Origin of the sequence: Streptomyces kanamyceticus, from assembly GCF_008704495.1 — a bacterium.
GTDB lineage: Bacteria > Actinomycetota > Actinomycetes > Streptomycetales > Streptomycetaceae > Streptomyces > Streptomyces kanamyceticus.
This window is the reverse complement of record NZ_CP023699.1, coordinates 6,194,969-6,209,471: the sequence shown is the minus strand read 5'-3', so window position 1 is coordinate 6,209,471 and position 14,503 is coordinate 6,194,969. Positions and strand designations below refer to the sequence as shown.

7 protein-coding genes are annotated in these 14,503 nt (G+C 73.4%); 6 read left to right on the top strand and 1 reads right to left on the bottom strand.

From position 1 onward, the window contains the following. The first annotated feature begins 29 nt into the window (after window positions 1-29). From CP970_RS26650 to CP970_RS26630, 5 genes are read left to right on the top strand one after another with little or no spacing between them, the layout of a single operon-like run. Window positions 30-2,273 (top strand): bifunctional glycosyltransferase/CDP-glycerol:glycerophosphate glycerophosphotransferase, encoded by a 2,244-nt coding sequence (locus tag CP970_RS26650; protein WP_055553314.1) that lies wholly within the window; start codon window positions 30-32, stop codon window positions 2,271-2,273. Beyond that, window positions 2,270-3,973 carry a hypothetical protein gene (locus tag CP970_RS26645; RefSeq protein WP_055553312.1) on the top strand — a complete coding sequence of 568 codons (1,704 nt, stop codon included), beginning with the start codon at window positions 2,270-2,272 and terminating at the stop codon, window positions 3,971-3,973. Before CP970_RS26650 ends, CP970_RS26645 begins: the two co-directional genes overlap by 4 nt. Before the next feature lie 47 nt (window positions 3,974-4,020). Next, window positions 4,021-4,929, top strand: coding sequence for a class I SAM-dependent methyltransferase (locus CP970_RS26640; RefSeq protein ID WP_055553310.1), 909 nt, complete (start codon window positions 4,021-4,023; stop codon window positions 4,927-4,929). Window positions 4,930-4,982: 53 nt separating this feature from the next. Continuing rightward, complete coding sequence (locus tag CP970_RS26635; RefSeq protein WP_150494032.1) at window positions 4,983-5,948, top strand: hypothetical protein; 966 nt, start codon at window positions 4,983-4,985, stop codon at window positions 5,946-5,948. After that, complete coding sequence (locus CP970_RS26630; RefSeq protein WP_150494030.1) at window positions 5,945-8,761, top strand: stealth conserved region 3 domain-containing protein; 2,817 nt, start codon at window positions 5,945-5,947, stop codon at window positions 8,759-8,761. The genes CP970_RS26635 and CP970_RS26630 overlap by 4 nt, the downstream gene beginning before the upstream one ends. Here the strand turns inward: CP970_RS26630 and CP970_RS26625 are convergent. Beyond that, on the bottom strand, window positions 8,749-10,863 hold the full coding sequence (locus CP970_RS26625) for a bifunctional glycosyltransferase/CDP-glycerol:glycerophosphate glycerophosphotransferase (protein WP_150494028.1): 2,115 nt from the start codon (window positions 10,861-10,863) through the stop codon (window positions 8,749-8,751). The two genes, CP970_RS26630 and CP970_RS26625, sit on opposite strands and share 13 nt — an antisense overlap. A 149-nt stretch (window positions 10,864-11,012) precedes the next feature. On the opposite strand from CP970_RS26625, the gene CP970_RS26620 reads away from it, so the two are divergent. Then, a complete protein-coding gene (locus CP970_RS26620; protein WP_055552689.1) occupies window positions 11,013-14,495 on the top strand; it encodes a bifunctional glycosyltransferase/CDP-glycerol:glycerophosphate glycerophosphotransferase in 3,483 nt (1,160 codons plus the stop codon). Window positions 14,496-14,503 lie beyond the last annotated feature (8 nt).

The window sequence follows — 14,503 nt, the reverse complement described above, 5'->3', positions numbered from 1 at the left end:
CCCATCCGTCCCGACCCGTGGAAGAGCCCGTGCCCCGTTTCAGCATCATCGTCCCCGTCTACAAGGTGCAGGGCTTCCTGCGTGAGTGCCTCGACTCGGTCCTGACGCAGTCGTTCACCGACATCGAGGTCATCGCGGTCGACGACTGCTCCCCCGACCACTGCGGCGCCATCATCGACGAGTACGCCGCGGCCGACTCCCGGGTCCGCGCCGTCCACCTGCCCGAGAACGCCGGGCTCGGCGGCGCGCGCAACGCGGGCGTCACCCACGCCACCGGCGACTACCTCCTCTTCCTCGACAGCGACGACAGCTACACCCCCGGCGCGCTCACGGCGATCGAGGAGCGGCTCGGCCAGACCGCGGAGCCCGACGTGCTGGTCTTCGACCACGTGCGGACGCACTGGTGGGGGCGGGGCGGCCGGAGCATGACGGCGGACCTGCTCGCCTCCGCGGGCACCGACACCTTCGACATCCTGTCCAGCCCGCACTACCTGCAGCTGTTCCTGGTCGCCTGGAACAAGGCGTACCGCCGCGACTTCTTCACCGCGCACGGCTTCACGTACAAGAAGGGCCTGTACGAGGACGCCCCGATCACCTACGAGGCGCTGGTCTCCGCCCGGCGCATCGGCTGTCTCGACCGGGTGTGCGTCGAGTACCGCCAGCGCAGGCAGGGCGCCATCACCCGCACCCCGGGGCGCAGGCACTTCGACATCTTCGACCAGTACGCCGGTCTCTTCGCCTTCCTCGACGCACACCCCGGGCTCGACGCGGCGCGGCCGCTGCTCTTCGAGCGGATGATCAACCACTTCCTCGCGACGCTGCCGCTCACCGAGCGCGTCCTGCCCGAGGACCGCGCCGACTTCTACCGCACGATCGTGGCCTTCCACCGCCGCTACAAACCGGCCGGGTTCACCCCGCCCGACGACCGCTACCGCCTCCAGTGGCGGCTCGCGGCGGGCAGCCCCTACGCGGTGTTCCGCGCCGTCGCCGCCGCCCACTCGCTGCGCGCCGCCGCGCTGCGCAAGAAGACCAAGCTGCGCAAGCAGGCCGCCAAGAAGGCCAAGCGGACCCTGACCCGCGTCCAGCGCGCCCGCCCGCTCGACCCGCACCTCGCGGTGTACTCGGCCTTCGCGCACCGCGGGCTGCTCGGCGACCCGGCCGCCGTGCACCAGGCGGCCGGGGTGCTCGCCCCGCACATCAGGTCGGTGTGGGTGCTGCGGCCCGACGCCGTGGAACGGGCACCGGAGGGCGTCGAGGTGGTCACGCCCGACACCCCGGCCTACCACCGGGCGATGAGCCGGGCCACGTACTTCTTCAACAACGTCAACTGGGCGCCGGGTCTGGTGAAGCGCGAGGGACAGGTCCACGTGCAGACCCACCGGGGGACGCCGCTCAAGCACATGGGCACGGATCTGATCGGCCGCCCCGCCGCGACGTACCACCTCAACGTCCGCGCGCAGCTGTGGCGTTCGGACCGCTGGGACTACAGCCTGGTGTCCGGGCGGCACGCCGAGCTCGCCTGGGACCGGGCCTACCCCTGCCGCTTCACCTCGCTGCCCACCGGCGCCCCCCGCAACGACGTCCTGGTCAAGGGCGACCCGCTGCGCGGCGTCGCGGTACGGCAGCGGCTCGGGGTGCCGCAGGGCAACACCGTGATCCTGTACGCGCCGACCCCGCGCGACCACCGCAAGTGGTACGAGCCACGCATCGACTTCGAGCGGCTCACGCGCGACGCGGGCCTGGGCGTGACGCTGCTCGTGCGGCTCCACCCGCAGTACGCGGGCGCCGCCGTGCGGGGTCTGCAACTGCGCGACCTGGAGCGGCGCGGGCTGCTCGTCGACGTCACCGACGAGCCGTCCGTCGAGGACCTGATGCTCGCGTCGGACGCGCTGGTGACGGACTACTCGTCGCTGATGTTCGACTACACGTGCCTGGACCGCCCGATCGTCGTGCACGCGGACGACTGGGAGGTCTACCAGGTCACCCGCGGCACCTACATCGACCTGCTCGCCACGCCGCCCGGCCATGTCACCACCAGCACCGCCCAGTTGGCCGACCTGTTCGCGTCGGGCACCTGGCGGGACGCGCGCTCGGACGCGCTGCGGGCCGATTTCCGCGCGCGGTTCTGCGAGTACGAGGACGGGCACGCGGCCGCGCGGGTGGTCTCCCGGGTCATGCTCGGCCAGGAGTACCCGCTGACGCCCATCCCCCAGCAGCACGCGGGCCGCCGCGGCTCGGCCCCGCTGTTCGCCGTCCCCCACGGCACGCGATGAGCGGCGCGACGACCTCGGCCCCCGAGATCCCGGGGCAGTCGACGCCCCAGGTGGCCGATGTCACCACCAACTCACCGGTTCTCAAACGGAGTTGGTGGGCCGACGGGGCGGCCGTCGCGGCGGGCGGCACCCTGATCGCGCTGCACGGCTCGCTGCTCGGCCGCTGGGTGGTCGACGACGCGGCCATCACCTTCGCGTACGCGCGCAGCATCGACGAGGGGCTCGGCCCGGTCCAGCAGGCGGGCGCCGCGCCCGTCGAGGGGTACTCCAACCCCGCCTGGCTCGGGCTGCTCGTCATCGGCAGGCGGCTCGGCCTCTTCGACCACCGGGCCGTGCTCGGAGTGCCCGACCTGATCCTCTTCCCCAAGGCGCTCGGCATGCTGTGCGCGCTCGGCGTACTGATCGCGATCGCGTGCGCGGCACGGCGTCTGGTGACCCGCTCCTGGCTGGTCACGGCCGGGGCCGGGGTACTGCTCGGCGCCAACATCTCCTTCGTCGCCTGGATGTTCTCGGGCCTGGAGAACCCGCTGTACGCCTGTGTCGCCACCGTCCTCGCGGCGACGCTCGTCCGCGCGGTCACCACCGGCAACCTGCTCGGCAGGGGGCCCGCGGTGGCGTCCGGGCTGCTCGCCCTGGTGGCGGCCCTGACCAGACCGGACGGCGCGGTGCTCGCGGGCGTGTATCCGCTGCTGCTCCTGCTGACTCTGCGGCGCGGGCAACTGTGGCCGAGGGCGCGCGCCGCCGGCCTCGGCACCGCCGCCTTCGCCGTTCCGTACGCGCTGTTCATCGCCTGGCGCCACCTCGTCTTCGGGCGGCTCGTGCCCAACACGGCGGTGGCCAAGGCCCAGGAGCTGCCGGACGCCGAGCTGTTCGGCAGGACCACCGGGGAACTGCTGACCTTCGCGGGCTGGCCCCTCGTGCTGGTGGCCGCCGCGCTCATCGCCGTCGCGCTCACCCGGCACGGCATGCCGCGCGCGGCCATCGGCGCGGTCGTCCTGCCGCTCGCCCTGACGTTGTGCGCGTTCGGCGTCCTGGAGCCGGACTGGATGGGCGTGTACCGGTTCGCGACTCCCGTGTGGCCGCTGGGAGCGCTGGCCCTCGGGCTCGCCGCGGTGGGACTCGCCGAGCGCGGCGGCCCGCGGCCGCGGATCCTCATCGCGGTCGCGCTGAGCGGGACGCTGCTCCTCTCCTGGTCGGCGCAGAGCGAGCGGGCCGCCGCGTTCCGCGCCGAGCCGACCCTGCCGATGTGTCTCGTCGTCAACCGCGACGGGGTGATGTTCAACGAGTACGCGGACCGGCTCGGCACCCGCGACGCGTCCGTCCTGCTGCCCAGCCTCGGCGGCACGCTGCTCACCAGTGACCTGAAGGTGTACGACCTCGCGGGCCTCACCGAGCCGCGGATCGCCGACGCGCTCGCCGCGGGTGACGCCGAGCGGCTGCGGACGTACGCCTTCAAGGAGCTGCGGCCCACGTTCGTGCACGCCGTCGGCGTCTGGGCGCGCAAGAGCGGCATGAAGGCACCCCGGCTGACCGCCGAGGGCTATCTGCCGCTGTACCGCACGGCCGACGGCGGTGGCGACTGGGTGCGGGCCGACGCCGTGGCGCACCCGGAGCGTCTCGGGCCGCTGCGCGCGTGGGCGGCCAAGGCCGTGCCGGACGCGTACGAGAACGGGCGCGAGCGCTGCCCGACCCACCACTGATCCGACCCACCACTGAACTGTCGTACCAACCCTGATGGAGACCCGCCATGACAACGACCAGCAGCGAAGCCACCACCGGGCCCCTTCCCGCCTCCCTGGACGACGTGCCGGGCTGGTTCTGGCCCCTGGACCAGCGCCTGTTCGCCTGGTTCCTGGGCGCGGGCGCCGCGGACACGCCGCCCGGGGACCTCCTGGAGATGGGCTGTTACCTCGGCAAGAGCACCATCGTCATGGGCGAGTTCCTGCGCACCGGCGAGACGATGACCGTCTGCGACCTGTTCGGCTCGGACGACGGCTACACCAAGGAGGCCACCAAGGCCTTCTACCAGAAGTCCCTGACCAGGCAGGCGTTCGAGGCCAACTACTCGGCCTTCCACGACGCCCTGCCCGAGCTGGTGGAGGGCCGCACCGACGTGCTGCCCGGGCTGATCGCCGAGGGCTCGTGCCGGTTCATCCACATCGACGCCTCGCACATGTACGACGACGTGGCCGCCGACATCCTCACGGCGAAGAGCGCGCTGCGCGAGGGCGGCGTCCTCGTCCTCGACGACTACCGCACCGAGCACACCCCCGGCGTCGCCGCCGCCACCTGGGAGGCCGTGTTCCGGCACGGCCTGAAGCCCGTGATGCTCTCCTCCAACAAGCTGTACGGCACCTGGGGCGACCCGGCGCCGCTGCGCGACGCGCTGATGGCGGAGCTGCGCGGGGTGCCGCACTGCGCCCCGGAGATCCAGCACATCGCGGGCCTCGACGTGATCCGGGCATCGCGGGCGAAGATCCCCGCGCCCGAGCTCGTCACGTCCAGGCATCCGGCGGCGCCGAAGCCCACCGTGGTGCCCGCGCCGCGCGCGCAGGCCCCGCGGCCGCCCGCGCGCAAGCCGTCGGCGGCCCGTCGGCTCGTCATCGACCTGCTCCCGCCGGTGGTCACGCGGGCGGTGCGGAGGGCGCGCCGCTGACCCCCTGCGGGTTACCGACCGGGCAAAGTGGTCCAATGCGCCACATTGGGTTCATGTCATCCCTCCGGTCCACCCGGTTCCGCGCCGAGCGGGCCGCCGCCGGGCGAGGGGGCGACCCGCTCCCCGCGCCCGTGCACCTCTCGTTGCGCGACAGCCGCACGCTCAACGTCGCCGTGGCCGCCGACCCCGCGCGGGGGGACGTGGCGCGGGCCCGGCTGCTCATCACCCGGGGACTTCGCAGGTACGCCGTCCCGCTCGCCCTGAAGCCGCAGGCACACGGCGCCCCGCTCCTGACGGCGACGGCCACCCTGCGCGACGCGCGCGACGGCGGGCGGCCCGGTGTGCCGTTGAGCGACGGCGTCTGGCGGCTCACCGTGGAGACGCGCGGGGCCCGTGGCCGGGTGCGCCGACACGGGCTCGGCATCGAGCGCGCCCCCGCGTTGCCGCCGACGCCGACCCTGCCGCACGCCCCCGACCCCCGCACCGGGACGCTCGTGCGGATCGTGCGGACTCGCGGCGGGCGGGCCGTGCTGCAGGCGACGCGGTCGCTGCCGCGCGCGGAGCTGGTGCGGTTCGTGCCGGGCGGGGACGGGATCACCGTGCACGGGCGGCTCGTCGCGGGGGCACCGGGCAGCGCGGGGGCGCGGGGCCGGGCGGTGCGGCGCAGGGACGGCGTCGTCGTACCCGTCGAAGTGGACTGGCGCGCGGACGAGTTCACGCTGCGGGTGCCGCTCGCGGAGATGACGGGGGCCGGTCCGGGGCAGTGGGTGTGGGACTTCCGCGTGGGTGAACTGCCGCTCGGCCGCTGGCTGTCCGACGTGCGCGACCCCGCCGCCTCCTGCCCCACCCCCTTCCGCGTCTTCGCCCTGCCGGACGGCGGGCTCACCCGGGCGCACGCCCACTTCACCGCGTCCGGCGCGTTCGCGGTGACGTGCCTGGACCTCACGGATCCCACAGACCGCACGAATCCCGCAGATCACACGCAACGCACCCCGGAGTCCGCGAAGGAGACCTCATGAAGATCACCTACCTCCTCGGCTGGGGCGACGAGATGGGCGGCACCGAGCTCGCCACGTACACCCAGGCACAGCACCTCGCCGAGCGTCCCGGCATCGAGGCCGAGGTCGTCTCCGTCTTCAGGACCCGCGCCGAGCCCTTCTTCCCCGAGGCGCGCGGCCTGCCCGTCCGCTATCTCGTGGACCGCACCACCACCCCCGAACGCCCGGTGCGCGCCACCGAGTTGGACGACGCCGCCTGCCGCACCCTGGCCGCGCTGCCCAGCGAGCTGATCAGGCCCGCCTGGGAGGACGCCTTCGACCGGCTCTCCGACATCGAACTGAGCGCGGCGCTCGGCACCCTCGACACCGACGTCCTGGTCACCACCACGCCCGCGCTGCTCGCCGCCGCCGTGGCGCTCGCGCCCGCGCGGGTCGTCACCGTCCACGCGGAGCACCGGCCCACCCAGCGGCGCGGCCCGTCCGGCGAGCCGCTGCTCCTGCACGCGCCGCGCCTGGACGCGCTCGTCACGCTCACCGGACGGACCAGGGACTGGCTCGCGGAGTCCCTCGGCGCGACCGCGCCCGAGCTCGCCGTGATCCCGAACGCCGTCCCTGACGGCTTCCGGCCGCGCGCGGACGGCGAGAGCAAGGTCATCGTGATGGCCGCGCGGCTCACCGGCGAGAAGCGCGTCGACCACGCCGTGCAGGCGTTCGCACAGGTCGCAGACGCGCACCCCGGGTGGTCGCTGCGGATCTTCGGCGGCGGCCACCGCGAGCGGCAGCTGCGGCGCCTGGTGGACGGCTTCGGACTGCAGGACCGGGTCGAACTGCTCGGCCCCTGCCAGGACATGGCCGCCGAGTGGGCCAAGGCGGGGCTCAGCCTGATGACGGCGGGCCACAACGAGGCGTTCCCGCTCGTCCTGCTCGAAGCGCTCGCCGCCGGGGTGCCCACCATCGCGTACGACGTGGTGACCGGGCCCGCCGAGATCGTGCGCCACCGGGTGGACGGGCTGCTCGTGCCGCCCGGCGAGATCGGCGAACTGGCCGTCGCCATGGACGAGTTGATGGGCGACGACGAGACCAGGCGCGGCTACGCGCGGGCCGCCCGCGAGGGCGTCTACGCCCGCTTCTCCTCCGCGGACGTCACCGCGCGCTGGGAGGAGCTGTACACGCGCCTGGTGGCGGGGCGCGACCGTCCCGAGCGGCTCGGCGGGCGCGCGGACCGCGTGGCGCTCGGCGTGGCGTCCGGCGGCGGCGGCTTCCGGCCCACCGCACCGCACACCTACGACGCGGCGGCGGGCGCCGACGAGCGCGCCCGCGAGGACGAGATCCTGGCCTCGGACACCGAGGGCCGGATCATCCGCTCGGTGGGCAGGCTCGCCGAGCGCCGCGACGACGTGCGCACGCCCCGGATGGCCGACTGGAACCTGGAACTGGCCGCTTCGGCGCTTGCCGCGCGGGACGTGCCGCACGTCCTCGTGCGCACGCCGGGAGCCACCGCGCACACCCTGGCGGTGGACGCCGACGACCGGGACCGCGCGCTCAAGGCCCTCGCGGGCGCGCTGCGCGGGCAGCCCGTCTACGCCGAGCTGGTCAATCCGCGCGACGCGGCGCCGGGCACCGTGCTCGCCGAACGGCTCGACTCCATCGGCGAGTTGGCGGGCGTCAAGCTGTTCAAGCCGGTGACCACGACGACCCTGTCGCTGCGGCACGGCGCGGGCCAGGCGTGCACGGTGGCGTTCTGGAACCGGGACGCGGCCGGGTTCCGCGCGCCCTTCGGCACGACGCTCGCGGGCGCGGAGCTGCCCTCGCTCACCCCCACGGCGACGCTGCGCGTGGCCGACCGCGCCTACCCCACCCTCGACGTGTTCACCGAACTCCTCGTCAAGGACGTGGACTTCCCCGTCGACGCCGTCTACACCTGGGTCGACGACCGCGACCCCGAGTGGCGCGCCCGACGCGACGCCGCGCTCGGCGGTGCGGGGCCCGCCTCCGCCGACAACGGCGCCGTGCGCTTCCGCAACCGCGACGAACTCCGCTTCAGCCTGCGCTCGATCGCGATGTACGCCCCCTGGATCCGGCACGTCTACCTGGTCACCGCGGGCCAGACCCCCGACTGGCTCGCCGCCGAGCACCCGGGCCTGACCGTCGTCGACCACCGCGACCTCTTCGCGGACCCGGAGAGCTGCCTGCCGACCTTCAACTCGCACGCCATCGAGAGCCAACTGCACCGCATCGAGGGCCTGTCGGAGCACTTCCTCTACTTCAACGACGACATGTTCCTCGGGCGCCCCACCACCGCGGAGACCTTCTTCCTCAGCAACGGCACGCCCCGCTTCTTCTGGTCCTCCGCGTCCGTGCCCGCACTGCCCGTCTCCCCCGACGACGAGGGCTATCTGGCGGCGGCGAAGAACAACCGGGAGCTGCTGCGCGAGGCGTTCGGCCGCACCACGACGCACAGCTTCTTCCACGTGCCCTACGCGCTGCGCCGCAGTGTCCTGCGGGAGATCACCGAGCGTTTCGCCGCGGAGACCGAGGACACCGCCCGCAGCCGCTTCCGCTCGGTCGGCGACCTGTCCCTGGTCTCCTCGCTGCACCACCACTACGCGTACCTCACCGGGCGGGCCGTGCCCGGCGGCATCGCGTACGACTTCGTGGACATCGGCGACCGGCACGACCACGCCCGGCTCGGGCGGCTGCTGCAGAGCCGCGACAAGACGGCGTTCTGCATCGGCGAGTCCCCCGACAGCGCCGTGGCGGACGAGGAGATGGCACTCGCCATCCGCTCGTTCCTGACGGCGTACTTCCCGGTGCGCTCGCCCTACGAGGCCTGAGGGGCGCCCTCCGGCGCACCGCTCAGGAAGAGCCGCCGCACCACGCGTTCGGCGGCTCTTCCGTCGTCGTAGGGGCAGAACCGGTCCCTGAACGCGGACCGCAGCCGCGCCGCGTCCGGCGCGTCCCAGCCGCCGTCCGTGAACAGCGCGGCCAGCTCCTCCTCGCTGGTGGCGACGGCTCCCGGCGTCTCGCCGGGACGCCCCGAGAGCAGGTCGAAGTAGGTGCCCCTGGCGAGCCGGTAGGCCTGCCAGTCGGGTGCGTACGTCACGATCGGCCGGTCCAGGCAGGCGTAGTCGAACATCAGCGACGAGTAGTCCGTGACCAGCGCGTCGGCGGCCAGGCAGAGGTCCTCCACGCGCGCGTGCCCGGTGACGTCCACGAGTCGCGGGTGGTCGTCCAGGCCCGCGTCGGCCCCGTAGAAGTAGTGGGCGCGGACCAGGACGACGTACGACGGGCCGAGCCGTTCCACGAAGCGGCGCAGGTCGACGCGGGGCAGGAACCCCTTCTGGTAGTCGCGGTGCGTCGGCGCGTAGAGCAGCACGGTGCGTCCGTCGGCGACGCCCAACTCGCCGCGGATACGCGCCACTTCGGCCTCATCGACTCCGAAGTACACGTCGTTGCGCGGATATCCGGCTTCCAGTGCCTGGTAGGACGCCGAGGGGTAGACCCGCTCCCAGACCTCCGTGGAGTGCGGGTTGGCGGAGAGGCTGAGGTCCCACTGGTCGGTGTGGTCGAGGACCTTCTGGAAGCTGATGCCGTGCGTGCCCGCGGGGTAGCGGCGCTGGTCGAGGCCCATCTTCTTGAGCGGCGTTCCGTGGTGGGTCTGGAGGTAGACCTGCCCCGGGCGCTTGGTGAACCCGCCGGGGAAGCTGGAGTTGTTGATCAGGTAGGTCGCCCTCGCCATGGTCCGCCAGTAGCTCCGCGAGCCCTCGATGACGTACTCGACACCCGCGGGCACCTTGTGCTTGTTGCGGCTGGAGACCACCCACACGCCCCTGATGTGCGGGGCGAGTTCGCGGGCCTTGGCGTGGATCGCGGCGGGATTGCAGGAGACACCGCGGTTCCAGTAGGCGCCGTAGACCGCGAGTGCCGGGTCCAGGCCGCGGCGCAGGTCGGTGCGGTAGGCGGCCTTCATGGCGCGGGCGCGGAGCTTCTTCTTCTGCCGCTTCAGCTTGCGGGCGACGCGAAGGCGCCGGGTCTCGGCCCTGCGCAGCCCCTCGTACGCACCCCAGGAGGCGGTGGCGAGCGCCTTCTCCTCGGGGGTGCGGGGCGCGAGGCCCTGCGGCGCGTACGTCCGGTGGACGCGGGCCGCCTCGCGGAAGAAGTCGCGCCGGTCGGCCTCCCCGATCCGGCCCGGGTCCTCCAGGACGGCGAGCAGGTGTGCGATCGCGGGCGGGAAGAGCCTGGTCCGCTCCGCCGGGTCGGCCGCGGCGAGGAGTTCCTCGTACCGCGCGGCGAGCGCGAGGTGGGCGCGGCCCGGGGTCTTGGCGAAGCTGCCCGCCCGCCGCTCGCGCCAGCGCACGCACGCCCGGTCGAGGACGGCGACACCGTCGCCCGCGTCCAGGGTGGCGCGCTGGACGGGCACCACGTCCTCGTACGCGCCCTGCGGGAAGCCCAGTCGGCGCTCGTGCCAGAAGGGGCGACGGAAGACGCGGTTCCAGACGGCGACGGTGGCCGCGAGGGGGTCGCCCGTGAGGTCGTCGCCGCCCGCGCGGACGTTCTCCCACCAGTCGGTCCGCTCGTGCGCGAAGAGCAGCACGTCCGGGTCCTCGTGGACGCGAAGGGCCGCGTCGACGGCCGCCAGGGCGCCCGGCAGGAGCAGGTCGTCGCCGTCGAGGAAGAGCAGGTAGTCGCCGGTGGCGCGGTCGGCGCCGACGGCGCGGGCGGATCCGACGCCCGCGCGCGCGGGGATCCTGACGAGTTGCGCGCGCCCGTCGCCCTCCGCATACTCCCCGGCGATCGCGGCGCAGGCGTCGGGTGACGCGTCGTCGACGACGATCAGTTCGAGGTCGCCGAAGGACTGGGTGAGCACGGAGTCCAGGCATTCCCGCAGGTAGCCCTGGACGCGGTGGGCGGGGACGACAACCGAGAAGCGCGTCATGCCAACTGACCGTAGTCAGCCGGACACCGCCTGTCGAAGACCCTTCATCACTCATTGGGGTGACGAAAGGCAAAGAAGTTGACGCTCGGGACGCTGAAACGGGCAAAGGGGATGAATAAGCCCGAACTACGCCCGAAAGGTCGGCCGCCGTGCAGCCCCGTCTCAGCGTCGTCGTACCCATCTACAACGTCGAGGAGTTCCTGGAGGAATGCCTGGAGTCGATCGCGGGACAGACCTTCGAAGGACCAGGCGGCCTGGAGTGCGTCCTGGTCGACGACGGGTCGACGGACGCCGGCCCCCGCATCGCCCGCGAGTTCGCCGCCAAGGACCCCCGCTTCGTCTACGTCCGCCAGCGCAACGCCGGACTGAGCGCGGCCCGCAACACCGGCGTGCGCAAGGCGTCCCCCACCGCCGAGTTCCTGACCTTCGTGGACAGCGACGACGTCGTGCCCCACGACGCGTACGAACGGATGATCGCGAGCCTGGACGCCACCGGATCCGACTTCGCGAGCGGCAACGTCTGGCGCCTGAACGAGCGCGGCCGCTCCCAGGCCTGGCAGTACAAGTGGCTCACCGCGCCGCGCACCCGCACGCACATCGCGCGCGACCTCGACCTGCTCTCCGACCGCGTCGCCTGGAACAAGGTGTTCCGCAGGTCCTTCTGGGACCGCCACAAGTTCGCCTTCCCCGAGGGCAAGCTCTACGAGGACACCCCCGTGATGATCCCGGCGCACTTCCTCGCCGGATCCGTGGACGTCCTCAGCGACCACGTCTACTACTGGCGGGTCCGCGAGGGCTCCATCACCCGGCGACGCACCGACGTCAAGGGCGTGCGCGACCGCATCGCGGCCTGCGCGCACGTCAGCGCCTTCCTCGCCGAGCACGCCCCCGAGATGAAGAAGACGTACGACACCTCCTGCCTGCGCGACGACTTCGTGTACTTCCTCGAAGGGCTGCCGATGGGCGGCCCCGAGTACCGCACGGCGTTCATGACGGACACGGCGGCCTTCCTGCGCCGCGCCGACCCCGCCGTCGTCGCGGAGCTCCCCGTCGACCTGCGCGTCAAATGGCAGCTCGTCCGCGAGGCGCGCACCGCCGAACTCATCGAGCTGCTCTCCTTCGAGCGCGCCAACGGCACCGCCTTCCAGGTGCGCGGCGCGGTGCGGCGCAGTGCCTCCTACCCGGGCGTCGGCAAGGTCCCCGACAAGCTCGCGCGGCTCGGGCGGCGCGAACTGCCCGTGGTGGCGCGGGTGAACGAGGCACGCTGGGTCGCCGAAGGGAAGCTGCGGATCACCGGCTACGCCTACGTACGCAATCTGGCGGCGACCCGGCCCGGGCACTCCATCAAGACCGGGCTGCTCAAGTCGGCCCACAGCAAAGGGCAGTTCAGACGGGTGCCGACCAAGACGGTCGCGGCGCCGGGGGCCACCGAGCAGTCCCGGCAGCGCCTGCACTGCTACGACCTGTCCGGCTTCGAGATGACCGTCGACCCTGATCAGCTGAAGACCGGCGGCCGCTGGCGGCCGGGGAACTGGCTGCTGGGCGTGGTCGTCGCGGGCCACGGCACGGTGCGCCGCGCCGCCGTCCGCGCCGCCGAAGGCGCCTCCGCGCAGTCCGTGGTCCGCGAACTCGGCGACGGGCTCCGCCTCACCGTCGGCTTCAGCAAGGGGCGGCTCGTCCTGCGCGTCCAGGAGTACGCGGCGCGCGTGGACGCCCACCGGCGCGACGGGGACGACGTGGTCCTGAGCGGACACCTGCCAGGACGCCTGCGCCCCACGGCCCTTCGGCTCACCCACAAGCACGCGAAGACGGAGTTCGACTACCCGGTCTCGCTCACCGACGACCGCTTCGAGGTGCGCGTACGCCTGGCCGACCTGGAAGGCGTGGCGCCCACGCCGCACCTGGCGCCCAAGGAGGTCGAGCCCCCGCACGGCGACCGCTGGCAGGCCAACCTGGTGCTGCCCGACGGCAAGCTGAAGTCCCTGGCCGCCGCGCTCGGCCTGCCCCCCGGCAGGTACGCCGCGCGCCCGGGCCGCGAACTGTGCGCCACCGCCAACGACCAGGGCCAGCTCGTGGTCGAGCTGACCCGCCAGCCCATCGCCGACCGGGTCGTCTGGGGCGCCGACGGCACGCTCACCGTCGAGGGCGAGCTGGCGTCCGCCAGCTGGGGCGAGGCCGATCTCGTGCTGCGGCACAGCGGCCGCGACGAGGAGCTGACCACGCCCGCCGAACGGCGCGGCGACCGCTTCAGCGCGGTGGTCGCGCCGGGGGGCGGAGTGCTGCGCGAGGGCCGGTGGTACGCGTTCCTGCGCGAGCGCTCTGCGGGGCCCCGCGCGGCGGGCGCTGCGGCGCCGCGCGCCGCGGACGGCATGCCGGTGCGGCTCCTGGCGTCCGTGTCGGCCGGGTTCCCGCTCCACCGGACCGTGCGGGGGCGGGAGTTCACCGTCGACCGGCGCTTCGGCGACCGGCTGTTCGTCGAGTCGGGATCGGTCCTGAACCGCACCGACCGCGGCGCCTACCGGCAGCACCGGCTGCGCACCGGCCACTACCCGGCCCGCCGCACCCAGCCGCTGACCGACGCCGTCCTCTACTTCGACGGGGACTCGCCGCGCGCCGTCCACGAGGAGCTGGTGCGCCGCGGCGCGGGCGTCGAACACCTGTGGGTGACGCAGGACCAGCAGACCCGGGTGCCCGCGGGGGCGCGCGGCGTCGAGCGGTACAGCGCCGCCTGGTACGAGGCGCTCGCCCGCTGCCGCCGCATCGTTACGGCGGGGCACCTGCCGGAGTTCTTCGAACGGCGCGCGGGCCAGACCGTCGTACAGACCTGGCACGGCGCGCCCCTCAAGCGCATCGGCACCGATCTGACCGGCACGCTCTACGCCGACCACGGCCACCTCGACGCGCTGCCCTCGCTCGCCCGCCAGTGGGACGTCCTGGTCTCACCGAACCGTTTCTCCACCCCGCACCTGGGGCGCGCGCTCGCCTACGACGGCGAGGTCCTCGAGGCCGGATCGCCCCGCAACGACATGCTGTTCGCGGCGGACCGGGGCAAGGTCGCCGAGCGGGTGCGCCGCGAGCTCGGCATCGACCCCGGCAAGCGGATCGTGCTGTACGCGCCGACCTACCGGGACCATCTCGCCTACTCCCCAGGACGGTTCCGCTACGAGCCCGCCCTCGACTTCGGCTCGGCCGAGTCCGTGCTCGGCGACGACCACGTCCTGCTCGTGCGCAAGCACCCGCTGACGGCGGGCCGTCTGACGGGCGCCCGCGCACCCTTCGTACGCGACGTCTCCGGGCACCCGCGCACCGCCGAACTCCTCCTGATCGCCGACGTGTTGGTGACGGACTACTCCTCGCTGATGTTCGACTTCGCGCACACCGGGCGTCCGATGCTCTTCCACGCGTACGACCTGGAGCACTACCGCGACACCGTGCGCGGCTTCTACCTCGCCTTCGAGACCCGCGCCCCCGGGCCGCTGCTCGCCTCCACCGGCGAGGTCGTCGAGGCGCTGCGCGACCTGGACGCCATCACGGCCCGGCACGCGGAGGCGTACGCGGCGTTCCGCGAGGCCTACTGCGACCTGGACGACGGCCGGGCGTCGGCCCGCGTCGCGGAGAGGCTGATGCGGTGAGCGGCGGG

Bases quoted from the DNA above. Each gene is read 5' to 3' on its own strand.
- CP970_RS26630 (WP_150494030.1), top strand. From the start codon at position 5,945: ATGAAGATCACCTACCTCCTCGGCTGGGGCGACGAGATGGGCGGCACC.
- CP970_RS26645 (WP_055553312.1), top strand. From the start codon at position 2,270: ATGAGCGGCGCGACGACCTCGGCCCCCGAGATCCCGGGGCAGTCGACG.
- CP970_RS26625 (WP_150494028.1), bottom strand. From the start codon at position 10,863: ATGACGCGCTTCTCGGTTGTCGTCCCCGCCCACCGCGTCCAGGGCTAC.
- CP970_RS26640 (WP_055553310.1), top strand. From the start codon at position 4,021: ATGACAACGACCAGCAGCGAAGCCACCACCGGGCCCCTTCCCGCCTCC.
- CP970_RS26635 (WP_150494032.1), top strand. From the start codon at position 4,983: ATGTCATCCCTCCGGTCCACCCGGTTCCGCGCCGAGCGGGCCGCCGCC.